Genomic DNA, 22255 nt, shown 5'->3' on the forward strand with positions numbered 1-22255 from the left:
CTCGGGCAGGCCTTCGAGGAAGTCGCCCAGCTCCGCGGCTTCGGCCGCGGCCTGGATGTCGGCGGCGCTCGCCTCGGGCCGGGCGAAGGCGATATTGGCCCGCAGGGTGTCGTTGAACAGGGCCACGTCCTGCGGCACCAGCGCCACAGCGCGGCGCAGGGCCGACTGACGGGCCTGACGCAGATCGACCCCGTCCAGGAGCACCGCGCCGCCCTGCGGGTCGATCAGGCGCAGGGCCAGGCGCACGGCGGTGGTCTTGCCTGCGCCGGATGGCCCGACCAGGGCCACGGTGGTTCCTGGCTCGGCCACGAAGCTGACATCCAGCAGGCCCTGGCTGCGGGCGTCGTGGCGGAAGGCGACATCGCGGAATTCCAGCCGCGCCCCCTGGGGCGCCGCCGGCGGCAGGTCCCGGGCGTCGGCGGCGTCGATGATGTCCGGCGTCCGACCGGTCAGGGCCACCAGCTGCTCCATGTCGATGAAGGCCTGGCGGATCTCGCGATAATTGAAGCCCAGCATGTTGAGCGGCGCATAGATGCCGATCAGCAACAGGATGGCCATGGTCACGTCGCCGATCCGCATGGTCCCGGCCGCCACCTCCAGGCCCGCCAGCACGGTCATCACCGCCAGGCCGAGATTGAGGATCACCGCCTGGGCGCCGTTCAGCAGAGACAGCGAGGTGTTGGCCTTCACCGCCGCGCCCACATAGGTGTCCAGCGCCTGGCCATAGGCGCCCACGGCGCGGGTTTCGGCGCCGAAGGTCTTCACGGTCTCGAAGTTGATCAGGGCGTCCACCGACAGGCCCGCGGCGCGGGCGTCGGCCTCGTTGAGCTCCCGGCGATGGGACAGCCGCCAGTCGGTGATCTTGAAGGTGACGATGGCGTAGATGACCACGGTCAGCAGGGCCGTGGCGGCGAACCGCCAGTCCAGCCGCACCACCATGACCCCCATGGCCAGCACCAGCTCCACCGCTGTAGGCCCGAGATTGAACACCACGCTGCGGATCAGGAAGTCGGTGGAGCGCGCGCCCCGCTCGATCACCCGGGCCAGGGTTCCGGTCTGTTTGCTCTGGTGGAAGTCCAGGGACAGGGAGACCGCATGGCCAAACCCCTCGACCGCCGCCCGCGCCATGGTCGCCTGGGAGACGGCGGTGAACACCGCATCGCGGGCGAAGGGCGCGCAGGCCGACAGCAGGCGCAGCCCCGCAAAGGCCAGGGCCAGGGCGACGAAACCGCCGCCGATCACCACCACCCCGCCTGGAACCGACAGGGTGTTGATCGCCTCCCCCAGCATCACCGGCGAGATCACCGCCGCCAGCTTGCCGATCAGCACCAGCACCACCGCGGCGGTCAGGCGCAGGCGCAACTGCGGCGCGCCCGACCGCATGACCAGACGGCCAAGATCGGCCATGGCCGGCCAGAACCGGAAATCCGGGGCAAGCGCCAGGTCGCCGCTGTTGCGGCCGCGAGCCAATCCTGGCGGGTTCAAGCCAACACTCCGGTCAATCGAGCAATAGCGTCGACTGGACGCCGCCGCCGGGGGTTAGCCAATCAATGCGAAGGCCAGATGACGTGGCGCGCGCGGTGAAGGCCCCGCGCTCCGGCGGCGCAGCCGGCGTCGCGTCCACCTGGGCGGTCAGGACCATCTGCTCGCCCATGACGTCGATACGGTGCGGCCCTGGCGGCACGGGCGCGCCGAAGGGCAGGCTGAACCGCCCCTGGGCGTCGGTGGCGCCATCGGTGGACACCGGTCGACCATCGATACGAACCGACAGGCCGATCTCGGGCATGGCGCGGCCAGACACCACCGCGCCGCCCTCCTCGTCGAAATCGAAGGCCAGCAGGCGCGGCTCGGCAGGGCCTTCGGCGCCTCCCGCTGGGGGCGGCGACACCACGGCGCCAGCGCCAGCCCGCAGAAGCACCAGGCGATCATCCGGGAGGACCAGCTGATAGCCCTCGGCCTGGACCGTGCGTTCGCCCAACATCATCGAAAGGCCAAAGATCTGCGGCGCGTCGGCCAGGGGCAGGCCGATCCGCCAGGCGCCTTGCGCGTTGGCCTCTGTCATCCGCACCTCGCCCTCGGGCGTCGCCAGCCGGACCCGGGCCGATGGCGCGGCGCGGCCGATCAGCACCCGGCCCGCCCCTTCCCGGATCACGCCGGTCCCCTGGGGCGGGGCGGTATAGGTGGCCTGGGCCGGGGGCTCGCGGTTGAGGCCCACGCCGGGATTCACCTGCGACTCGCCGCACCCCCCCAGGAGCAGGGCCAGGGCCAGGCTCGAGACGGCCGCACGGGGCAGGGTTTCCTTGAATCGCATCATGTCTGAGCCTAGCTACTCGGATTCCCGGCTCGCCCCAGCGGCCTGTCATTTTCCCGGAGGCACACATCCTATGGGCGCTTCGCCCGATCGCATCGAGTCCGTCTGTGTCTTCTGCGGCTCTTCTGACGCCGTGGAGCCGAGCTTCCTGGCCGACGCCGCAGACTTCGGCCGCGCCCTGGCGGCGGCGAATCTGCGCCTGGTCTATGGCGGCGGCGGCGTGGGCCTGATGGGCGCCTGCGCCCGGGCCGCCCATGAGGCCGGCGGGGACGTCCTGGGGATCATCCCGCAGTTCCTGACCAGCCGTGAGCGGGCCCTGGACGTGGTCGAGACCATCGTCGTGCGCTCCATGCATGAGCGCAAACAGATCATGTTCGAGCGTTCGGACGGCTTCGTGGTCCTGCCCGGCGGCATCGGCACCCTGGAGGAGATCATCGAGCTCCTGTCCTGGCGGCGCCTGGACCTGCATCGCAAGCCGGTGGTCTTCTACAGCCCTGATGGGTTCTGGGACCCGCTGTTCCAACTGCTGCAGCACACGGTGGACGCGCGCCTGACGCCGCCGGACTTCATGGATAGCTGGGCCGTGGCGAGCCGTGTGGCGGATATCCTGCCCCTGATCAATGCTCGGCTGGCCGCCGGAGATGACGACGAGGCCCCGCTGACGGCCACCCGGATCACCTGAGTGGCCGCAGACGAAGGTCCGGACGGGGCGGCCGCCGCGGGCAGCCCGCCGCCTCAGTCGTCGCGGTGGACGCGCTCGCGGCGCTCGTGGCGCTCCTGGGCTTCCAGGCTGAGGGTGGCGATCGGACGGGCTTCCAGCCGGGCCAGGCCGATGGGCTCGCCGGTTTCTTCGCAATAGCCGTAGCTCCCGTCCTCAATCCGGCGCAGGGCTTCGTCGATCTTGGAAATCAGTTTCCGCTGGCGATCACGGGTACGCAATTCAAGCGCACGATCGGTGGCCGACCAGGCGCGATCAATATCATCCGGCAGGTTTTCAGTTTCGTTCTGGAGGTGCGAAAGCGTTTCGCGAGATTCACGGAGAATCTCTTCCTTCCAGTCATTCAACTTTTGTCGGAAATATTCGACCTGGCGGTCGTTCATGAACTCTTCGTCCTCAGACGGACGATATGAGTCTTCTTTAGCCAAGACAGTGGTCGACATAATCGATACCTCACGCCCCTGGACGTATCCCCGGAACTTGGGAGGCGGCTATATAGCAGAACTCCCAGGACATTCAACGCGACTCCCGTCGCGCCGGAAGAGCAGCAGAGCGGGCCATTTCGAGTTTGGCGAGTTCCACGGCCGCCCGCGTCTCGATCTCGTTGAGAACGCCTTCCAGGGCGGCATCTTCGGTCTGGTCACGCTCTTCGCGCACCGCACGGCCCAGGCGCTCCAGCTGGCTCATGGACAGGTCGCCCCCCACCAGGGCGATCTTCACCTCGTCCAGGACATCGAGGATGCGACCGGCCCGCCTGACGGCGCGGCGCTTGCGCTCCAGCGGACCGCCTGTTTCCTGCAGGGCGAGGAGAGCCCCCACCCCGCCCAGGGCCGAAACCCCCGCGGTGGGACCGGCTGCGGCGGTTGAGGCCACACCACCGGCGGCCGGCAGTTTGAACCCCTCGCCGCCCTGCGCGCCCCGGGTCCGGCCCGGACCTGAAGCGCCCCCTGCGCCGCCTGCACCACTGACTTTCATGCGACCCACACCACGCAGAATGAACTCAGGCGGGACCTTGGGTTCGGGGGCCTTAGGGTATGGTTAATGCCGGGCAATTTCTGCAGCTTGCCGCCTCGCCGCGGGCCCCGGCCGCCCTGCGTTAACTGTAATTGTTAGACTTTTGGCGCGCGCCCATCTGGCATGGTCGTCGCAAGGGCAGGTCCAGGTTCCTCATGCCCGGCGAGACTCCATGTCCCACCCGTTTCGACTGTTCAGCGCCATCCTGATCGCCGCCAGCCTGGCGGCCAGCCCTGCCCTGTCGGCGTCCCGCATCAAGGACATCGTCGAGTTCGAGGGCGTGCGCGACAACATGCTGGTGGGCTACGGCATCGTCGTCGGCCTGAACGGCACCGGCGACTCCCTGCGCAACGCCCCCTTCACCCGCCAGAGCCTGGAGGGGATGCTGGAGCGGATGGGGGTCAACACCCGCGACGCCAACATCAACACCAAGAATGTGGCCGCCGTCATGGTCACCGCTCGCCTGCCGGCCTTCGCCGCGGCGGGCTCGCCTGTGGACGCCACAGTTTCGGCCATGGGCGACGCCAAGAGCCTGCAGGGCGGCACCCTGCTGGTGACGCCGCTGATGGGCGCCGATGGCGAAGCCTATGCGGTGGCCCAAGGCACCGTCCAGACCGGCTCGATCTCGGCCGGCGGCGCCTCGGGCTCATCGATCTCCAAGGGCGTGCCGACCGCAGGCCGCATCGCCGGCGGCGCCCTGGTGGAGCGGGAGCTCGGCTTCCAGCTCGCCTCCATGGGCCAGATGCGCATGACCCTGCGCAATCCCGACTTCACCACCTCGCGCCGGATCGCCGAGGCGGTGAACCGCCAGTTCCCCGGCACGGCCTACGCCCAGAACCCGACCATCGTCGCGGTGCGCCCGCCGGCCGGCCACGACATGACCGCCTTCATGGCGCAGATCGAGAACCTCTCGGTCAATCCCGACACCCCGGCCAAGGTGGTCATCGACGAGGTGTCCGGCGTCATCGTCATGGGCGAGGCGGTGCGAGTCTCCACCGTGGCCATCGCCCAGGGCAATCTGACCATCCGCGTCCAGGAATTCCCCGCCGTGGTCCAGCCGGCGCCCTTCAGCCAGGGCGAGACCGTCGTCGTGCCCCAGACCCAGGTCGATGTAGAGGAAGAGAAGGGCAAGCAGTTCCTGACCGTCCGCAGCGGCGCCTCGCTCTCAGATCTGGTCGCCGGCCTCAACGCCCTGGGCGTCACGCCGCGGGACATGATCTCCATCCTGCAGACCATCAAGGCCGCGGGCGCCCTGCAGGCCGACATCGAGGTGATGTGATGAGCGCGCTTTCCCCGATCTCCGCCATCTCCCCTGCTCCGCAGGCCGCCGAGGGCGCCGCCAACACCGCCGAGCTCGCCAAACGCGGCCAGATCGAGAAGACGGCCAAGGACTTCGAGGCCGCCTTCCTGTCGATCATGATGCAGCAGATGTTCACCGCCACCGAGGTGTCCGCCCCGTTCGGCGGCGGCCAGGCGGAAAATCAGTTCCGCTCCTTTCTCACCGAGGCCTTCGCCAAGGAGACCACCAAGAGCGGAGGGGTCGGCCTGGCCGATACGGTGGCCCGCGAAATGTTGAAGCTTCAAGGCCTGGAGGAGTAGCCGCCATGGCGATCGCCGCGACGGACGCGCAGGACCGCGTCGAACAACTGGTCATGCTGACCGACCGCCTGACCGAGCTGGTGGCCAAGAGCGCCCAGGCCTTCGAGGAAGGCCGCCCGCACGAGGCCGCCGCCCAGCTGGACGAGACCACCCGGCTGGCCAATCTCTACCGGCATGAATCGGCGCGGGTGCGGGCCGATCCCGCCCTGGTGGCCGGCGCCCCCCTGGCCCAGCGCGCGCGCCTGGTCCGCGCCACCGAGGCCTTCGACGCCGTCCTCGCCCGCCAGGGCCGTGCCATCGAGGCGGCCCGCACGATCACCGAAGGCCTGGTCAAGGCCATCGCCGACGAGGTCACGGCCCAGCGCGGCCAGGCCGTGGGCTATGGTCCGCGCTCCAGCCAGACCACCAACAACACCGCCACCGCCATCACCCTGAACAAGCGCGCCTGATCCAAACGCTTGTTTAGCGCGCAGAGATGCGGCTAGTCTGACCCCGTCGCCGGGGGTTCCGGCGATCTACGTTCTCAGGGCGGGGTGTAATTCCCCACCGGCGGTAATGCCGGGTCTTCCAAGATCTGGACGAGCCCGCGGGCGCCTGTCGGCCTCACCGCCGCCAGGGACGAGCAGACCCGGTGTGATCCCGGGGCCGACGGTTAGAGTCCGGTTATGAGAACCGTTGGGCGACACCTTGAGGGCGCGTGCGCCCGCATGGTCCGTCCAGCGCGCCCCTGAGTCGTGGTTCATCCACCCGTCAGGGAAACGACCATGACCCAAGCTGCTTATGAACTCCCCACCGCCAATGGCGCCTACCGCGCCGGACGCATCGCGTTTGTCCAGTCCCTCTGGCATCGCGACATCGTCGACGAGGCCCATGCCGGCTTCACCGACGCCATGGCCGGGCGGGGCTTTGGCCCCGACCGCATCGACCGCTTCGAAGTCCCCGGCGCCTTCGAGATCCCGCTGCACGCCCAGAGCCTCATCCACACCGGCCGCTACGCCGCGGTGGTGGGCGCGGCCTTCGTGATCGACGGCGGCATCTACCGGCACGACTTCGTGGCCCAGACCGTCGTCGCCGCCCTGATGCAGGTGCAGCTCGCCACCCAGACGCCGGTCTTCTCCGTGGTCCTGACCCCGCACCACTTCCATGAGCACGAAGCGCATCACGACTTCTTCCACGCTCACTTCCGGAAGAAGGGCGCCGAGGCCGCCGAGGCCTGCGTGCTCACCCTGGAGAACCTCGCCAAGCTGGCCGCGTGAGGGGGCGTGATGGAAACCGATCACGCCCCGCCCGAGGGCTTCCTCCCGCATGACCGACGGAGCCCGCTGACCGAACCCTGGGAGCCCCTGTTTGTCCGCAGGACCGACACCGCCGTCATCCTGGGGCTCCGCGCGGGTCCGGCCCACGCCAACGGCCGGGGATTCGTGCACGGCGGTCTCCTGATGGCCCTGGCCGACAACGCCATGGGCCTGACCTGCGCCCACCTTCTCGCTGGGGACCGGTCGCTGGTGACGGTGAACCTGAACCTGGACTTCCTGGCGGTGGCCCAGCTTGGCCAATGGCTGGCGTTCGAGACCGACTTCGTGAAGCCGGGCTCGACCCTCTGCTTCGCCCAGGCCTTCGTGACCGCCGACGGCAAGCCGTGCGCACGGGCCAATGGCGTGTTCCGGGTCGTCAGCCGGGCCTGAGGCGGACCTCCCGTTCGACGCCGACGGCGGCGAGGAAATCGCGGTCGTGGCTGACGATGAGGAGCGCTCCGTCATAGTCCCGCAGCGCCACCTCGACCGCGGCCAGCGAGTCGAGGTCGAGGTGGTTGCTGGGCTCGTCCAGGATCAGCAGCTGCGGCGGCGTCTTGGCCATCAGCACGCAGGCCAGCGCCGCGCGCAGGCGCTCGCCGCCGCTGAGGCTGTCCACCCGCCGTCCGGCCGCGGCGTTGCGGAACAGGAAGCGGGCCAGGGCCGCATGAGCGGCATTGACGTCGGCGTCCGGGTTCAGGCGCAGAAAGGCCTCCAGCAGGGTCTCCTGGGGCCGCAACAGGGCGGTCTGCTGATCGAACACGGCGGCCGCAACCCATAGCCGCGCCGAGCCGGCCTGCGGGGCGATCTCGCCGGCGGCCAGCCGCAGCAGGGTCGTCTTCCCCGAGCCGTTGGGGCCGGCGATGGCGACACGCTCTGGCCCCGTGATGTCCAGGGACAGACCCGTAAACAGGCTTCGCCCATTGGGCAGGCTGTGGGCGACCCTGTCGAGGGACAGGACGCGGCGCCCGGCCGCCAGCCCGCAGGACGGCAGGTCGAAGCCGAGCCGCCGCACCTGCTCGACCGCCCCTTGCGCCTCGGCGAGCCGCGCGCTCAGGGCCTCGCGGCGGCGTTCAGCCAGCAGGTTCTGCTGGCCGCCGGAATTCTCCGCCTGCTCGGCCCGGGCGCCCAGCAGGATCTTCGGCTCGCTGCCCCGCGCGGCGAAGCGCCGGCCGCCCGCATCCCGCCGCGCCTTGCGCTCCCGTTCGGCCTGGGCCTCGCGGCCGGCGCGGGCCAGGTCGCGGGCCGCACTTTCGAGGGCCTGTTCGGCGGCGGCCTCTTCCTGCGCCCTGCGCTCGGCATAGAGGTCGTAGTTCCCGCCATAGAGCCGCGCCCCCAGGCCCGAGAGCTCCACGATGCGGTCGGTCTGGCGCAGCAGGTCGCGATCATGGCTGACCACGATGGCCCCGCCCCGCCACTGGCCCAGCACATCGGCGACCAGCGCCCGCGCCCCGGCGTCGAGATTGTTGGTCGGCTCATCCAGGATCAGCAGGTCCGGCGCCTGGACCAGCAGGCCGGCCAGGGCCGCCCGCGTCGCCTCCCCGCCGCTCAGACTGGCGGCCGGGCGCTGGGGATCGAGCCCTGCCAGGCCGACCCGAACCAGGGCCGCCTCGAGACGCGACGGCAGGGTCCAGTCAGCGTCGGCGACATCGTCCTCGTCGCCGGCGCCAGCTTCAAGCCGCACCAGCCGCGACAGAGGTTCGCCGAGCCCCATGAGATCGGCCGCCCGGGCGCCCGGCGGCGGCTCCACCATCTGGCGCAGCACGCCGACGCGCCCCTGGATCGAGACGGCGCCGGTTGCCGGCGTCAGCTCGCCGAGGATCAGGCGGATGAGGGTGGTCTTGCCCACCCCGTTGCGGCCAACCAGGCCGGTGCGCTCAGGCCCGAAGGCCAGGGTCAGGTCGTCGAGAAGCCGACGGCCGTCAGGGGTGCTGTAGGACAGGCGATCGAGGGTGACGAAGGGCGCAGACATGCGAGGAGACCGTGGCGACGTGGACAGGCAGGGCGGTGCGGATGTCGGTCGCGGCGCGCATGTCGGTCTCTCCTCTCAGTTGGCGCCTTGCATGTAGTCGTCGCCGGGCCGGCGCGCAAATTCGGCGCGAGTCGCCGGCCTGCGCCGTTGCGCTGTGGCGCCGCGCCGACCTAACCTCCGCCCTCCATCGCATCTGGGGGTCCGTCTCGTGAAAATCCGTTCCATTCTGCTCGCTGGCCTGTTGTCCACGGTCGCCGGCGCCGCCCTCGCCCAGACTCCGGCGCAGATGCACGAGGCCGCCATCGTCCTCGACACCCACTTCGACACCCCCGCCAACTTCGCCGCCCGCGGCTGGAGCATCATGGACCGCCACGACTACGCCGTGGACGGGACCCAGGTGGACTATCCCCGCATGGTCGAGGGCGGGGTCGATGGCGGGGTGTTCGTCGTCTTCACCCCCCAGAGGGGGCGCGACGCCGTGGCCGACATGTGGTCGCGCGACCACGCCCTGACGCGCACGGCCGAAATCCTGCAGATGACGGCCCGCCACCATGAACACTTCGTCCTGGTGACCACCCCGGCCCAGGCCCGTGAGGCCCTGGCCCGGGGCAAGAAGTTCGTCTTCATCAGCCTGGAGAACGGCGCCCCGCTCGCCGGCGACCTGTCGCTGATGGAGACTTTCTACAAGCTGGGCGTGCGGATGATGGGTCCGGTCCACTTCGCCAATAACGCCCTGGCCGACTCCTCCACCGATCCGGGGGGGCCGGAATGGGGCGGCCTGAGCGAGGCCGGCAGGGCTTTCGTCAGCCACGCCAACGACTTGGGAATCGTCATCGATCCCAGCCACGCATCGGACGCCGCCCTGGACCAGATGCTGGAGCTGTCGCGGGCGCCGCTGGTGCTCTCCCATTCAGGGGTCAAGGCGGTCTATGACCATCCGCGGAACATCCCCGACACCCTGTTGCGAAAGCTGGCGGACAAGGGCGGCGTCATCCAGATCAACGCCTTCTCCGGCTATATGATCGAGACCCCGCGCATCCCCGAACGCAACGCGGCCCTAGCCGCCCTGACCCAGAAGTACGGCCAGCCTGTGGAGGTGAAGCCTGAACAGCGCGAGGCCTATCTGGCCGAACGAGCGGACATCGAGGCGCGATATCCCCTGCCCCGGGCCAATATGGACGACCTGATGAAGCACATCCTGCATGTGGTGGAGACTGTCGGGATCGACCATGTGGGCCTGTCCGGCGACTTTGACGGCGGCGGCGGCATCGAAGGTCTGGAAGACGTGACGGCCTTTCCCGCCCTGACCGAACGCCTGGTGGCGGCCGGCTTCACCCAGGACGATCTCGACAAGTTCTGGGGCGGAAATGTCCTGCGGGTGATGGAGCAGGTCCAGGCGGCGGCGACCCGCTGACCTCTTTGTTCCCGGCTTGTTCTCGTGTTATCTCTGAGTCCCGGCACTACATAGAAACCGGCTGTCTGGAACCTGGGCGGCCGGCAGGGTTTCCAGGACAATCATGGCCGATCAGCTGAACTTCATCCGCGTGCGCGGCGCGCGGGAGCACAACCTCAAGGACGTCAATGTCGACATCCCGCGGGGCGAGCTGGTGGTGCTCACGGGGCTGTCCGGCTCGGGCAAGAGTTCGCTGGCCTTCGACACCATCTATGCCGAGGGTCAGCGCCGCTATGTGGAGAGCCTTTCGGCCTATGCCCGCCAGTTCCTGGAGCTGATGAGCAAGCCGGATGTGGACCTGATCGAGGGCCTCTCGCCGGCCATCTCCATCGAGCAGAAGACCACCAGCCGCAATCCGCGCTCCACCGTCGGCACGGTCACCGAGATTCACGACTATATGCGCCTGCTGTGGGCGCGGGTCGGCATCCCCTATTCGCCGGCCACCGGCCTGCCCATCGAGAGCCAGACCGTCAGCCAGATGGTCGACAAGCTGACCGCCCTGCCCGATGGCGAGCGGCTCTATCTGCTGGCGCCGGTGATCCGCGGCCGCAAGGGCGAGTACCGCAAGGAGATCGCCGAGTGGCAGCGGGCGGGCTTCCAGCGCCTGAAGATCGACGGCACCTTCTATCCGATCGAGGACGCGCCCACCCTCGACAAGAAGTTCAAGCACGACATCGACATCGTGGTGGACCGGCTGGTCACCCGGGGCGACCAGGAAAGCCGCTACGCCGACAGCCTCGAGACCGCCCTGCGCCTGGCCGACGGCATCGCCACGGCCGAATGGGCCGACGTGGCCGAGGGCGAGGCCGAGCCCCGGCGGATCATCTTTTCCGAGCGGTTCGCCTGCCCGGTCTCGGGCTTCACCATCAGCGAAATCGAGCCCCGGCTGTTCTCGTTCAACAACCCCTTCGGCGCCTGCCCGGCCTGTGACGGCCTGGGCGCCAAGCTCGCCTTCGACGCCGACCTGGTCATTCCCGACAAGGACAAGCCCCTGCACAAGGGCGCGGTCGCCCCCTGGTCCAAGGGGCCCTCGCCCCTCTACACCCAGACCCTGCAGGCCCTGGCCCGTCACTACGATTTCTCGATGGACGAGCCCTGGTGGAAGCTGCCCGACGCGGCCAAGGATGTGGTCCTGCATGGCTCCAAGGGTCAGAAGATCCACTTCGTCTATGACGACAACGCCCGCAAGTACGAGGTCAACAAGACCTTCGAAGGCGTCCTGCCCAACCTGGAGCGCCGCTGGCGGGAGACCGATTCGGCCTGGGTGCGCGAAGAACTGGGCCGCTTCCAGTCGGAGACCCCCTGCGAGGTCTGCCACGGCTACCGCCTGAAGCCCGAGGCCCTGGCGGTGAAGATCGACGGCCGCCACATCGCCGAGGTCTCGCGCCTGTCCATCCAGCACGCCCGGGAGTGGTTCACCGCCCTGGAGCAGAGCCTCAGCGACAAGCAGATGGAGATCGCCCGGCGGATCCTGAAGGAGATCAATGATCGCCTGCGGTTCCTGGTGGATGTGGGACTGAACTATCTCAACATGTCACGCAATTCCGGCACCCTGTCCGGCGGCGAGAGCCAGCGCATCCGCCTGGCCAGCCAGATCGGCTCGGGGCTCACCGGCGTGCTCTACGTGCTGGACGAGCCCTCCATCGGCCTGCACCAGCGCGACAACACCCGGCTGCTGAACAGCCTGCGCGGCCTGCGCGACCTGGGCAATTCGGTGCTGGTGGTCGAGCATGACGAAGAAGCCATCCTGACGGCCGACTATGTGATCGACATGGGGCCGGCCGCCGGCGTCCATGGGGGCATGATCGTCGCCGAGGGCACCCCTGAGCAGGTGATCGCCAATCCCAAGAGCGTGACGGGCCAGTACCTGTCGGGCGCGCGCGAGATCGCCGTGCCGCGGGATCGCCGGCCGATCTCCAAGAAGAAGATGGTCCGCATTATCGGGGCCAGCGGCAACAATCTGAAGGACGTGACGGGCGAGATCCCCGTCGGCGTCTTCACCTGCATCACCGGCGTCTCCGGCGGCGGCAAGTCGACCTTCACCATCGAGACCCTCTACAAGGCCGCGGCCCGGCGCCTGCACAACGCCAGCGACGCGCCGGCCCAGCACGAGCGGATCGAGGGGCTGGAGAACTTCGACAAGGTCATCGACATCGACCAGTCCCCCATCGGCCGCACGCCGCGGTCTAACCCAGCCACCTATACCGGCGCCTTCCAGCCGATCCGCGACTGGTACGCCGGCCTGCCCGAGGCCAAGGCCCGCGGCTATGGACCGGGGCGGTTCTCGTTCAACGTCAAGGGCGGCCGCTGCGAGGCCTGCCCGGGCGATGGGCTGATCTCGATCGAGTTGCTCTTCCTGCCCGACGTCTACGTCACCTGCGACGTCTGCAAGGGCAAGCGCTACAACCGCGAGACGCTGGAGATCCTGTTCAAGGGCAAGTCGATCGCCGACATCCTCGACATGACCGTCGATGAGGCGGCCGACTTCTTCAAGGTCGTGCCGCCGGTGCGGGACAAGATGGAGACCCTCAAGCGCGTGGGCCTGGGCTACATCCACGTCGGCCAGCAGGCGACCACCCTGTCAGGGGGCGAGGCGCAGCGGGTCAAGCTGTCGAAGGAGTTGAGCCGCAAGGCCACGGGGCGCACCCTCTACATCCTCGACGAGCCGACCACGGGCCTGCATTTCGAGGACATCAAGAAGCTGCTCGAGGTGCTCCACGAACTGGTCGACCACGGCAACACCGTGGTGGTCATCGAGCACAATCTGGACGTGGTGAAGACGGCCGACTGGATCATCGACTTCGGCCCCGAGGGCGGCGACGGCGGCGGCGAGATCGTCGGCGTTGGCTCACCCGAGAAGATCGCGGGCATCGCCGGCAGCTGGACCGGCCGCTACCTCGCCGAGGTGCTCAAACGGCACCGCGACCGCGCCGGCGAGCGGCGCAAGCGGGCCTGATCGCCCGCTCGCGCGCCCCGGGGCGTCAGTCGAACGTCGATGCCGGGCCGCTCGCGCCGACCAGGCCGCGGTAGATCGACGGCGCCGGGCAGAGCATGATCAGCATCAGGAACGGCGCGGGGATCATCGCCAGCAGCTGATAGACCAGCACCATCGGCGTGAAATAGGTCTGCAGCGACGTCATGTCCGGCGAGAAGATGCCGCTGGCCGCGCCGAAGCCGCCGCCGACGACGATCACGACCAGCAGCAGGATCGCATAGACCGCGATATAGGCGATGATCGCCAGGATGAAGGCCAGCAGATAGGCCCCGAGCATCGGCCAGACGTGGCCCTTGGTCAGCTTCCACGAACCGAAGATGTTGATGCGGCCGGTGGCGAAGGTCTGCGCGCTGGCCAGCGACAGGCGCACCGCCATCATCACGAACAGCGCCAGCAGAACGCAGCCGGCGACGATCCCGATCAGGGTCGCCACGCCGGTTCCCCAGGCGGCCGCCGATACAGCCGCCAGAACGCCCACGGCAACGGCCCCGACCAGGTAGACCAGGAAGAACAACAGTCCGAGCAGGATCATGACGGCGATCTGCCGAAGTTCATCCGCGCCGAACGCGATCCACGCCAGCTTGCGATCACTCGGACGAAGCATCATCCGGTTCACGGCGGCGTAGAGGATGCCGTAGAACAGCAGGCCACAGGGGATGATCACCGCGTAGAGGATCCCGATCGGCTTGAGCGCCTCCAGCGCGGCCTTGGGGTCGGACCCGGTCGCCGGCGGCTGGGTCTGCAGCGCCACGAGGCCGGGACCGGCGAACACGATCATCAACACGACCATCGCCAGTGAAAGAACTCCCAGGATCGGGATCCAGATCAGCAGAGTCCTGAAATTTTCACGGCCCTCGCGAAATCCGCTGAAGGCCGCATCTGTCGCCGAAAACATGCCAATCGCTCCCCAAGGCCGCGGACGCTCCAGCGACCGCCCCTGCCACCCTCAAGGGAGCATCCCTCGTCGCCGGAGGCAAGCGAGGCGCTGGCGCCGCAGGGTTGTGCAAAATCGTCACGCGCGGGCCGCGCGCGCCGTCTAGGCGATGACACGGCGCGTGTGTCGTGCTCTAAATACCAGTATCTGGTTTGGTGACGCGAGATCCCATGCCGCACTCATTCCCCTGGGGGTCCCTGTGAAAGTTCTTCTGCTTACGCTTGTAGCCGCCGCCTCGATCGCCACCGCCGTGGCCGCCGAGGATCAAACGCCGCCGACCGCGCCCGAGGCCGTGCCGGCCCCCGTGGCCGCGCCCGTGGCCAGGAAGGACCCCAACGAGCGCGTGTGCAAGACCTCGCCGGTGATCGGCTCGCGGGTCCCCAGCCGCACCTGCATGACGCGGGCGGATTGGGAAGCGCGCGCCAAGGCCGACCGGGCGGACCTCGAAGCCGCCCAGCGCTCCGGCCTGGCGACCTGCGGCACCAAGCCCTGCTCCTGATCGCCTGACATGATCCTCTACGGCGAGCGCAACCCGGCGCCCAATCCGCGCCGGGTGCGCATCTTTGTCGCCGAAAAGGGCATCGACCTGCCCGAGACCCGGGTCAACCTGCGCCTGCGCGAACACAAGTCCGACGAGCACCGCGCCCGCAATTCCCTGGGCCAGGTGCCGACCCTGGTGCTCGACGACGGGACGGCGATTTCCGAGAGCGTCTCGATCTGCCGCTATCTGGAAGGCCTGCATCCCGCCCCGGCCCTGTTCGGATCGACGGTGCGGGAGCAGGCCCTGGTGGACATGTGGATCCGCCGCGTCGAGTTCCAGCTGACGGTCCCGGTCGGCATGTTCTGGCGTCACGCCCATCCCCTGACCGCCGCCCTGCTGACGCAGTTCCGGGACTTCGGCGAGTCGAACCGCGAGACCTATGGCCGGGTTTGCGCCTGGCTCGACGGCGACCTGGCCGACGGCCGTCCCTGGCTGGCCGGCGACGGCTTTTCGATGGCCGACATCGTCGCCCTGACCACGATCGACTTCGCGACCTTCACGGGGCTGGAGCCTCCGGCGGACCTGCCGTGGCTGAAGGCCTGGCATGACCGGGCCGCGGCGCGGCCCAGCGCGTCGGCCTAGACCGAGGGCGCCTTGAGCCGGCGATAGGCTGCCGCGGGCGGGGCGTAGAAGATCACGAACACCAGCACGATCAGCAGGGCCTGCAGGGCCAGCTGCAGCAGGAGCTCGCCCAACCCGCGCAGCGCCAGGGCGGGCGTCAGGTTGGTCAGGTCGGGACTGGCCAGCTCGCCCATCAGCGAAAAGCCGCCCGTGACCTTGGCCAGGACCAGGCTCAGCGTCAGGGCCATGATCACCACCAGGATCGCGTAGAGGATGGTCAGGACCAGCGTCAGCAGCAGGCGCCAGAACTGGCCCAGCGTCAGCCGCCAGGCGGCGCCCAGCCGGAAATGATGCTCGGCGAAGGTCATCACCCCCGCCAGCGCCAGCCGCACCGCGAGCCAGCCCAGCAGCACGACGCCGCCGATAGACCCGACGAAGGTCACCAGGCCGTGCAGACCGCCGGCGCGGCTGGCCAACACCACCACCGCCGCGCCATAGACACCGCTGGCCAGGCCGAAGATGACGATGACCATCAGGCTGACAAGGAACATGCGCAGTTCGTCCGCGCCGATCTTCAGATGGGCGAAACCCTTGTCCTCGGGCGTCAGCACGGTGCGGTAGACGGCGGTGACCAGCATGATCAGCATGGCCATGGCCAGCGGAACGATCACCAGGATCGGCGGACCGAACCGGGCCAGGAGCTCGCCGTAGTCGCGCTGCACGCCAGTCGCCTCGACCGTCGCCAGATTGCCCAGGTTCGGCACCAGCAGGATCAGGATCATCCCCAGCAGGCACAGCAGGTAGAAGCCCGTCCAGGCCAGAATCAGGCCCGGCCGTTCGCGGATGATGCGGAAGCCCTCGAAGGCCGTGTCGGATGGCGACAGGGTCATTGGCCCGCGTCTCCCCGCAGACGACGATAGATATAGGACGTCATACCGACCGAGATCGGTTGGTAGAGAAAGATCGAGACCGCGCTGGAGATGCCGCTGGTCCAGGGCGCCAGGTCAGGACTTCCCGTGATCCGCGTGAAGGTCCAGGCGAGGATATGCAGCATCAGAACCGGCAGATAGATCACCAGCCCGGCCAGGGTGAGCGGAAGGACCGCCCCACGTGTCAGCTTGAACGGCGCCCACAGGCGGATCCGGTTGTCGGCGGCGGTGGCGGCCAGGGTCATCGACAACCGCGTGGCCAGCCACCACAGGATCACCAGGCAGAGGCCGAGGCCCAGGTAGAACACCGCCTTGTCCGTCGGGCTGAGGCCGGCCATCCATTGTTCGGAGGTCGCCGCCCCCGTGGGGCCCAGCAGCAGGAGAAGGCCGATCGACACGGCGAAGGTCGTCACCACGGCGGCGGCCAGGAACACCAGCCCGACCAGCAACGAGGCGCCCAGGATCCGCGTCTCCAGCCCTCGCCATTGCAGACCCAGCGGACCCAGCGGCCCGGTCGCCGCGCCGGCGTGGTCCGCCATGGCGACGCCGTAGAGACCGCCCTGGATCATCACATAGGCCAGGCCATAGATCGCCATGATGGCGACAGCCGACGGACTGACAGGCGCGCCGGCGGTAAGGAAGTTGGGCGGCGAGGTCGTCGCCAGGGCCAGGATCGCCGCCGCCGCGATGATCAGCGGGCCGATCACCCTGGCCACGTTGGCGCGCCAGAACTCGAAGCCCTCGGCCACTGCTGTCCGGACCGAAAAACGCGCCTGCGACATACGACCCCTCGCGCCCCCGGCGCGCATAGTTTCCGGCCGACTTAAACCCTGCTTCGGGCCCTGTGGCGACAGGATTTGCGAGCCCGGCGCGAAGAGTCCGCCGGACGCCGCCTAAACGGTCGCTTCGGGCGTTCCGCGTAGCTGTCGATAGGCCTCGGCCCAGGGCGCGGTGAAGATCACCGCGACCAGGGTGGCCAGAATGCTGCCCACGATGGCGCCGACGACGATCCAGGGCGCCAGCGCATGCATCCAGACGGTCGGGTCCTGGTTGAAGAAGGCGGTCAGGCGCTCCTCGGTCCAGCCGCCGGACATCGCGCCCGCGCCGATCACCGCGACCACGCAGATCACGATGATCAGGCCGATGATCATTTCGGCGATGATCATCAGCGCGACCAGAATCAGGCCGACCAGCAGGATCCGCCAGCTGTTGCCGCTGGTCATCTTCCACGACTCGATCAGGCGGAATTTCGATTCCGCGAAAGTCATCGGAAAGGCCAGACAGAACCGGACGAACAGGAACGCCAGCACCGCGTAGACCGGCAGCATGGCCAGCCGCATCATCGCCAGCTTCATCATCGGGTCGTCGTGCGGACCGGCTATGACCGTCACAGGCACGAGTATGGCCATCATGATCATCATGAGCGCGAAGACGATGATCCCGACCACGATGAACAGCAGGCCCAGCCACAGTTCGCGCGCGCCCAGCCGCAGATGGAACCAGCTCTTCTCCTGGGGAAACAGGACCGCGCGGAAGATCGCGCCGGTCAGCACCATGCGCACGATCAGTCCGGTCAGGATCAGCACCGGGATCAGCCCGAGCGCCGAGCCGATCATCGGCATGATCATCTCGGGCGTCGGCTCTACGCCGCGCTGGGCGGCCTCGACGATCTGACCGACCGAGACCAGCAGTCCGCCCATCAGACCGAAGGCCGGCAGAAGGCCCACCAGCCCGAGGAACACGGCCCACACCAGCACGGCCAGCGGATTGCGGCCGATGACTCCGAAGCCCGCGAAGGCCGTCTTCACGATATCCAGCTTGATCACGATATGCCTCCCCGCATGCCGCTCCTGGCGAAGACCAACACAAAATCATCCCCGGCGCCACCACGGGCTGCTTTGCGCGCGCGGCGCGCGGGCCTATCTGTCGCCCATGACGATGAAGCCCGTACATGTGATCGGCGGCGGCCTGGCCGGTTCCGAGGCCGCCTGGCAGCTGGCGCAGACCGGCGTGCCCGCCGTGCTGCACGAAATGCGCCCGGTGCGCGGCACCGACGCCCACCGGACCGAGGGCCTGGCCGAGCTGGTCTGTTCCAACTCCTTCCGCTCCGACGACTGGCAGTACAACGCCGTCGGCCTGTTGCACGCCGAGATGCGCCGCTGCGGCTCGATCATCCTGTCGAGCGGCGACGCCCACCAGGTGCCGGCTGGCGGGGCGCTGGCCGTCGATCGCGACGGCTTTTCCGCCGACGTGACGGCCCGGCTCGAGGCGCATCCGCTGGTGACCATCGTGCGCGAGGAGGTCACCGGCCTGCCGCCCGCTGACTGGGACAGCGTGATCGTGGCCACAGGCCCCCTCACCTCCCCGGCGCTCGCCGAGGCGATCCTCGAACTGACCGGCGAGGACAGTCTCAGCTTCTTCGACGCCATCGCTCCGATCGTGCACTTCGACTCGATCGACATGAGCAAGGCCTGGCGGCAGTCGCGCTACGACAAGGAAGGCCCGGGCGGCGACGCGGCGGCCTACATCAACTGCCCGATGGACCGCGAGCAGTACGACGCCTTCATCGACGCCCTGCTGGCCGGGCCGAAGTCCGAGTTCAAGGACTGGGAGGCCGTGCCCTATTTCGACGGCTGCCTGCCGATCGAGGTGATGACCGAGCGCGGCCGCGAAACCCTGCGCCACGGCCCGATGAAGCCCGTCGGCCTGACCAACGCCCACAACCCGACGGTGAAGGCCCACGCCATCGTCCAGCTGCGCCAGGACAATGCGCTGGGCACCCTGTGGAACATGGTCGGCTTCCAGACCAAGCTGAAGCACGGCGCCCAGACCGACATCTTTCGCATGATCCCGGGGCTGGAGAACGCCCAGTTCGCCCGGCTGGGCGGCCTGCACCGTAACACCTTCCTCAACAGCCCGCGTCTGCTGGACGACAGGCTGCGGCTGAAGGCCGACACGCGGCTGCGCTTCGCCGGCCAGGTCACGGGGGTCGAGGGCTATGTGGAAAGCGCCGCGCTCGGATTGCTGACCGGCCGCCTCGCCGCCGCCGAGCGGCTGGGCCGGCCGATCACCCTGCCGCCGGCCACCACCGCACTGGGCGCGCTGGCGACCCACATCACCGGCGGCTTCATGGAGGGCCCGAAGGCGACCTTCCAGCCGATGAACATCAACTACGGCCTGCTGCCGCCCATGGAGGCGCCGAAGCACGACGGCGAGGGCCGCAAGCTGCAGCCGCAGGACCGCGGCCGGGCCAAGAAGCGGATGATGAGCGAGCGGGCGATGGCGGACCTCGAAACCTGGCTGACAAGCGATGCGCTTGTCGCGGCGGAATAGGAAAAGGCTGCCCCGGAGACTGGCGCGTCCGGCACGACGCTCTTAGTGTGCGCGCGAAATCGCGCAACGATCCGCCGGGAAACGTCCGAATGAAGCTCATCTCTCGCCTGCTCGCCGCCAGCGTCATGGCGCTCGCCATCGGCTCCGCCGCCGAGGCCCGCCCCTTCACCGCCAAGGACATGGTCACGCTGGACCGGGTCGGCGACCCGCGCGTGTCGCCCGACGGCCGCTATGTCATCTACGCCCGCCGGGTCGCTGACTATGACGCCAACAAGGCCAAGACCGAGCTATGGCTGATCGACCTGTCGGGCAAGACGCCGGCCGCGCCGCGGCTGCTCGATGTATCCGCTGGCGGTGGCGTCAGCAGCGCCCGCTGGGGCGCCGACGGCCACAGCATCTACTTCCTGTCCTCGCGCGGCGGCTCGATGCAGGTCTGGCGCGGCGACGTGGGCGTCGCCGGCGCCGGCCAGGTGACCAAGCTGCCGTTCGACGTGGGCGGGTTCCAGACTTCGCGGGATGGCCGCAAGCTGCTGGTCACTATGGCCGTCTTCCCCGATTGCCCGACCCTGCAGTGCACCACCGACCGCATGGCCGCCCGTACGGCGAAGAAGACCACCGGCGTGGTCCACGACCGCCTGTTCATCCGCCATTGGGACGAATGGGCCGACGGGACCCGCAACCAGCTGTTCGTGCTGACCTTTGACGAGAAGGGTGTCACCGCCGACAGCCCCGTGGCCGTGATGCACGGCTTCGACGGCGACACGCCGTCCAAGCCGTTCGGCGACGAGACCGAGTTCACCTTCTCGCCCGACGGCAAGGAGGTGGTCTTTTCCGCGCGACTAGCCGGCAAGACCGAGGCCTGGAGCACCAATTTCGACATCTACGGCGCGCCGGCCGACGGCTCGGGCCAGCTGACCAACTATTCGGAGGCCAACAAGGCCTGGGACACGGGAGCGGTCTATTCGCCGGATGGCAGGTTCATCGCCTACCGGTCGATGAAACGCCCCGGCTTCGAGGCCGACCGCTGGCAGATCGGCATCCATGACGAAACCACCGGCAAGGACCGCGAACTGGCCCCCGACTGGGACCGCTCGGCCGACGCCATCGCCTGGGCGCCGGATGGCCGGACGATCTATGCCACCGCCCAGGACGTCGGCCAGACCCGGCTGTTCGCCATCGACGTCAAGACCGGCAAGGTCACGCCCCTGACCGGCGCCGGCCACGTCAGTGGCTTCGACGTCGGGCCCAAGGGCATCGTCTACGCCCAGGACGACCTCGACAGCCCGGCCCAGCTGTTCAGCATCGGCTTCAAGCGCGGGGCCAGGCCGGTTCAGCTCACCAACGCCAACGCCGACAAGCTGGCGGGCGTGGAGTTCGGCGGCTACGAGCAGTTCAGCTTCCCCGGCTGGAACGGCGAGACGGTGCACGGCTACCTGGTCAAGCCCGTCGGCTTCGACCCCAGCAAGACCTACCCGGTCGCCTTCCTGATCCACGGCGGGCCGCAGGGCAGTTTCGGCAACCTGTTCCACTACCGCTGGAACGCCCAGACCTATGCCGGGGCCGGCTATGCGGTGGTGATGATCGATTTCCACGGCTCGACCGGCTACGGCCAGGCCTTCACCGACGCCATCAGCCAGCATTGGGGCGACCGCCCGCTGGAAGACCTGCAGAAGGGGTGGGATCACGCCCTGAAGTCCTACAGCTTCCTCGACGGCGACCGGGCCTGCGCGCTGGGCGGTTCGTACGGCGGCTACATGGTCAACTGGATCGCCGGCAACTGGAACGCGCCGTGGAAGTGTCTGGTCAATCACGACGGCATCTTCGACGCCCGCTTCATGGGCTATTCCACCGAAGAGCTGTGGTTCAGCGAGTGGGAGAACGGCGGCACGCCCTGGACCGCCGGAACGACCTATTCCACCTTCAACCCGGCCGATCACGTGGGTAACTGGACCACGCCGATGCTGGTGGTCCACGGCGGGCGCGACTATCGCGTGCCGCTGGAAGAAGGCATCGCCACCTTCACCGCCCTGCAGCGGCGCGGCGTCGAGAGCAAACTGCTCTACTTCCCGGAAGAGAACCACTGGGTGCTCAAGCCGCAGAACTCGGTGCAGTGGCACGACGAGGTGCTCGGCTGGCTGGACGCCCACACCAAGCCGCAATAGCCTTCAGGCGGGCAGGCGGGCAGGCGGGCAGGCGGGCGGACGCGCTGTGGCGCCCGCCCGCCGGCTCAGATCAGGCCCAGGCCTTCCCACATGGCCATGGCCAGGCCCAGCGCGCGCATGTCACCCGTGGTCGTCGGGGCCATCTTGTTCATGGCGTAGGCGAAGGTGGTGTGGGCATCCATGTCGATAATCACCAGCGAGCCGCCGTAGCCGCCCCAGAAGATGGAGTTGGGGTTCGGCAGCGGCACGATTCCGCCGGCCAGGCCAAAACCCATGCCGAATCGCGCCGGGCCGCCGAGGATCAGGTCCTGCCCCTCGATCTGCAGTTCCAGCGCCTTGCGGCAGCCGGCCTCGGACATGAACCGCCTGCCCTTCGCCATCCCACCGTTGGCCAGGATGGTGTGAACCAGGGCGATCGAGCGGGCGTTGCCCGTGCCGCCG

General features: G+C 68.6%; 21 protein-coding genes, 1 pseudogene and 1 riboswitch. Of the genes and pseudogenes, 12 read left to right on the forward strand and 10 right to left on the reverse strand.

All coding sequences use genetic code 11. The annotated features are described in order from the left end of the window. Both Q7S93_RS03235 and Q7S93_RS03240 read right to left on the reverse strand, forming a co-directional pair. Nucleotides 1–1407 (reverse strand): ABC transporter transmembrane domain-containing protein (locus Q7S93_RS03235; protein WP_370652059.1); only part of this gene is annotated, 1407 nt, incomplete at its 3' end. Between the two features lie 91 nt (nucleotides 1408–1498). Then, nucleotides 1499–2314: a hypothetical protein gene (locus tag Q7S93_RS03240; RefSeq protein WP_304712136.1), complete on the reverse strand. Its 816-nt coding sequence runs from the start codon at nucleotides 2312–2314 to the stop codon at nucleotides 1499–1501. A gap of 70 nt (nucleotides 2315–2384) precedes the next feature. Between Q7S93_RS03240 and Q7S93_RS03245 the strand changes: the two genes are divergently transcribed. Further along, complete coding sequence (locus Q7S93_RS03245) at nucleotides 2385–2993, forward strand: TIGR00730 family Rossman fold protein (RefSeq protein WP_304712137.1); 609 nt, start codon at nucleotides 2385–2387, stop codon at nucleotides 2991–2993. A gap of 53 nt (nucleotides 2994–3046) precedes the next feature. Here the strand turns inward: Q7S93_RS03245 and dksA are convergent, their stop codons facing one another. Further along, nucleotides 3047–3475: an RNA polymerase-binding protein DksA gene (gene dksA / locus Q7S93_RS03250; protein ID WP_304712156.1), complete on the reverse strand. Its 429-nt coding sequence runs from the start codon at nucleotides 3473–3475 to the stop codon at nucleotides 3047–3049. 70 nt (nucleotides 3476–3545) lie between these two features. After that, on the reverse strand, nucleotides 3546–4004 hold the full coding sequence (gene fliX / locus Q7S93_RS03255) for a flagellar assembly regulator FliX (protein ID WP_304712138.1): 459 nt from the start codon (nucleotides 4002–4004) through the stop codon (nucleotides 3546–3548). A 211-nt stretch (nucleotides 4005–4215) separates the two neighbouring features. Here fliX and Q7S93_RS03260 point away from each other — a divergent pair, with 211 nt between their 5' ends. The 5 genes from Q7S93_RS03260 to Q7S93_RS03280 all read left to right on the forward strand — a co-directional run bounded on the left by Q7S93_RS03260 (nucleotide 4216) and on the right by Q7S93_RS03280 (nucleotide 7327). Then, nucleotides 4216–5322 carry a flagellar basal body P-ring protein FlgI gene (locus Q7S93_RS03260; RefSeq protein WP_304712139.1) on the forward strand — a complete coding sequence of 369 codons (1107 nt, stop codon included), beginning with the start codon at nucleotides 4216–4218 and terminating at the stop codon, nucleotides 5320–5322. Then, entirely contained in the window at nucleotides 5322–5642 is a 321-nt protein-coding gene (locus Q7S93_RS03265) for a rod-binding protein (RefSeq protein ID WP_304712140.1), read from the forward strand. Before Q7S93_RS03260 ends, Q7S93_RS03265 begins: the two co-directional genes overlap by 1 nt. A gap of 5 nt (nucleotides 5643–5647) precedes the next feature. Then, a complete protein-coding gene (locus Q7S93_RS03270) occupies nucleotides 5648–6091 on the forward strand; it encodes a flagellar basal body protein (protein ID WP_304712141.1) in 444 nt (147 codons plus the stop codon). 66 nt (nucleotides 6092–6157) lie between these two features. Beyond that, a riboswitch (FMN riboswitch) is annotated at nucleotides 6158–6319 on the forward strand. Nucleotides 6320–6406: 87 nt separating this feature from the next. Further along, nucleotides 6407–6898 (forward strand): 6,7-dimethyl-8-ribityllumazine synthase, encoded by a 492-nt coding sequence (locus tag Q7S93_RS03275; RefSeq protein WP_304712142.1) that lies wholly within the window; start codon nucleotides 6407–6409, stop codon nucleotides 6896–6898. 9 nt (nucleotides 6899–6907) lie between these two features. After that, nucleotides 6908–7327, forward strand: a complete 420-nt coding sequence (locus Q7S93_RS03280; RefSeq protein WP_304712143.1) for a PaaI family thioesterase — start codon at nucleotides 6908–6910, stop codon at nucleotides 7325–7327. On the opposite strand, the gene Q7S93_RS03285 is transcribed toward Q7S93_RS03280, so the two are convergent. Beyond that, nucleotides 7314–8906 (reverse strand): ABC-F family ATP-binding cassette domain-containing protein, encoded by a 1593-nt coding sequence (locus Q7S93_RS03285; protein WP_304712144.1) that lies wholly within the window; start codon nucleotides 8904–8906, stop codon nucleotides 7314–7316. The genes Q7S93_RS03280 and Q7S93_RS03285 overlap by 14 nt on opposite strands. Before the next feature lie 208 nt (nucleotides 8907–9114). Here Q7S93_RS03285 and Q7S93_RS03290 point away from each other — a divergent pair, with 208 nt between their 5' ends. After that, the gene (locus Q7S93_RS03290) at nucleotides 9115–10320 is read left to right on the forward strand and encodes a dipeptidase (RefSeq protein WP_304712145.1); all 1206 of its coding nucleotides are present in this window, start codon (nucleotides 9115–9117) and stop codon (nucleotides 10318–10320) included. 103 nt (nucleotides 10321–10423) lie between these two features. Next, complete coding sequence (uvrA, locus tag Q7S93_RS03295) at nucleotides 10424–13315, forward strand: excinuclease ABC subunit UvrA (RefSeq protein ID WP_304712146.1); 2892 nt, start codon at nucleotides 10424–10426, stop codon at nucleotides 13313–13315. A gap of 25 nt (nucleotides 13316–13340) precedes the next feature. Here uvrA and Q7S93_RS03300 read toward each other — a convergent pair whose 3' ends face one another. Further along, nucleotides 13341–14249: a hypothetical protein gene (locus Q7S93_RS03300; RefSeq protein WP_304712147.1), complete on the reverse strand. Its 909-nt coding sequence runs from the start codon at nucleotides 14247–14249 to the stop codon at nucleotides 13341–13343. Between the two features lie 238 nt (nucleotides 14250–14487). Between Q7S93_RS03300 and Q7S93_RS03305 the strand changes: the two genes are divergently transcribed. Beyond that, a complete protein-coding gene (locus Q7S93_RS03305; RefSeq protein ID WP_304712148.1) occupies nucleotides 14488–14787 on the forward strand; it encodes a hypothetical protein in 300 nt (99 codons plus the stop codon). A 9-nt stretch (nucleotides 14788–14796) separates the two neighbouring features. Further along, nucleotides 14797–15411 (forward strand): glutathione S-transferase family protein, encoded by a 615-nt coding sequence (locus tag Q7S93_RS03310; RefSeq protein ID WP_304712149.1) that lies wholly within the window; start codon nucleotides 14797–14799, stop codon nucleotides 15409–15411. On the opposite strand, the gene Q7S93_RS03315 is transcribed toward Q7S93_RS03310, so the two are convergent. From Q7S93_RS03315 to Q7S93_RS03325, 3 genes are all read right to left on the reverse strand, one after another. Then, nucleotides 15408–16280, reverse strand: a complete 873-nt coding sequence (locus Q7S93_RS03315) for a hypothetical protein (RefSeq protein ID WP_304712150.1) — start codon at nucleotides 16278–16280, stop codon at nucleotides 15408–15410. The genes Q7S93_RS03310 and Q7S93_RS03315 overlap by 4 nt on opposite strands. After that, nucleotides 16277–17101, reverse strand: a complete 825-nt coding sequence (locus Q7S93_RS03320; RefSeq protein WP_304712151.1) for a hypothetical protein — start codon at nucleotides 17099–17101, stop codon at nucleotides 16277–16279. Before Q7S93_RS03320 ends, Q7S93_RS03315 begins: the two co-directional genes overlap by 4 nt. Nucleotides 17102–17212: 111 nt before the next feature. Further along, nucleotides 17213–18145, reverse strand: coding sequence for a hypothetical protein (locus Q7S93_RS03325; protein WP_304712152.1), 933 nt, complete (start codon nucleotides 18143–18145; stop codon nucleotides 17213–17215). 106 nt (nucleotides 18146–18251) lie between these two features. On the opposite strand from Q7S93_RS03325, the gene trmFO reads away from it, so the two are divergent. Both trmFO and Q7S93_RS03335 read left to right on the forward strand, forming a co-directional pair. After that, on the forward strand, nucleotides 18252–19652 hold the full coding sequence (gene trmFO, locus Q7S93_RS03330) for a methylenetetrahydrofolate--tRNA-(uracil(54)-C(5))-methyltransferase (FADH(2)-oxidizing) TrmFO (protein ID WP_304712153.1): 1401 nt from the start codon (nucleotides 18252–18254) through the stop codon (nucleotides 19650–19652). 89 nt (nucleotides 19653–19741) lie between these two features. Continuing rightward, nucleotides 19742–21814: a S9 family peptidase gene (locus Q7S93_RS03335; RefSeq protein WP_304712154.1), complete on the forward strand. Its 2073-nt coding sequence runs from the start codon at nucleotides 19742–19744 to the stop codon at nucleotides 21812–21814. A gap of 65 nt (nucleotides 21815–21879) precedes the next feature. On the opposite strand, the pseudogene Q7S93_RS03340 reads toward Q7S93_RS03335, so the two are convergent. Then, nucleotides 21880–22255: pseudogene (locus tag Q7S93_RS03340) on the reverse strand (serine hydrolase); the annotation flags it as partial.

The organism is Phenylobacterium sp., assembly GCF_030646615.1.
In the GTDB taxonomy this organism is placed as follows: Bacteria; Pseudomonadota; Alphaproteobacteria; order Caulobacterales; family Caulobacteraceae; genus Phenylobacterium.

What these genes read in the sequence shown, in the direction of transcription:
- Q7S93_RS03335 (WP_304712154.1), top strand. Translation starts at nt 19,742, where the DNA reads ATGAAGCTCATCTCTCGCCTGCTCGCCGCCAGCGTCATGGCGCTCGCC.
- Q7S93_RS03260 (WP_304712139.1), top strand. Translation starts at nt 4,216, where the DNA reads ATGTCCCACCCGTTTCGACTGTTCAGCGCCATCCTGATCGCCGCCAGC.
- Q7S93_RS03310 (WP_304712149.1), top strand. Translation starts at nt 14,797, where the DNA reads ATGATCCTCTACGGCGAGCGCAACCCGGCGCCCAATCCGCGCCGGGTG.
- Q7S93_RS03275 (WP_304712142.1), top strand. Translation starts at nt 6,407, where the DNA reads ATGACCCAAGCTGCTTATGAACTCCCCACCGCCAATGGCGCCTACCGC.
- fliX (WP_304712138.1), bottom strand. Translation starts at nt 4,004, where the DNA reads ATGAAAGTCAGTGGTGCAGGCGGCGCAGGGGGCGCTTCAGGTCCGGGC.
- Q7S93_RS03245 (WP_304712137.1), top strand. Translation starts at nt 2,385, where the DNA reads ATGGGCGCTTCGCCCGATCGCATCGAGTCCGTCTGTGTCTTCTGCGGC.
- uvrA (WP_304712146.1), top strand. Translation starts at nt 10,424, where the DNA reads ATGGCCGATCAGCTGAACTTCATCCGCGTGCGCGGCGCGCGGGAGCAC.
- Q7S93_RS03265 (WP_304712140.1), top strand. Translation starts at nt 5,322, where the DNA reads ATGAGCGCGCTTTCCCCGATCTCCGCCATCTCCCCTGCTCCGCAGGCC.
- Q7S93_RS03315 (WP_304712150.1), bottom strand. Translation starts at nt 16,280, where the DNA reads ATGACCCTGTCGCCATCCGACACGGCCTTCGAGGGCTTCCGCATCATC.
- Q7S93_RS03280 (WP_304712143.1), top strand. Translation starts at nt 6,908, where the DNA reads ATGGAAACCGATCACGCCCCGCCCGAGGGCTTCCTCCCGCATGACCGA.
- Q7S93_RS03300 (WP_304712147.1), bottom strand. Translation starts at nt 14,249, where the DNA reads ATGTTTTCGGCGACAGATGCGGCCTTCAGCGGATTTCGCGAGGGCCGT.
- trmFO (WP_304712153.1), top strand. Translation starts at nt 18,252, where the DNA reads ATGACGATGAAGCCCGTACATGTGATCGGCGGCGGCCTGGCCGGTTCC.
- Q7S93_RS03285 (WP_304712144.1), bottom strand. Translation starts at nt 8,906, where the DNA reads ATGTCTGCGCCCTTCGTCACCCTCGATCGCCTGTCCTACAGCACCCCT.
- Q7S93_RS03270 (WP_304712141.1), top strand. Translation starts at nt 5,648, where the DNA reads ATGGCGATCGCCGCGACGGACGCGCAGGACCGCGTCGAACAACTGGTC.
- Q7S93_RS03240 (WP_304712136.1), bottom strand. Translation starts at nt 2,314, where the DNA reads ATGATGCGATTCAAGGAAACCCTGCCCCGTGCGGCCGTCTCGAGCCTG.
- Q7S93_RS03320 (WP_304712151.1), bottom strand. Translation starts at nt 17,101, where the DNA reads ATGTCGCAGGCGCGTTTTTCGGTCCGGACAGCAGTGGCCGAGGGCTTC.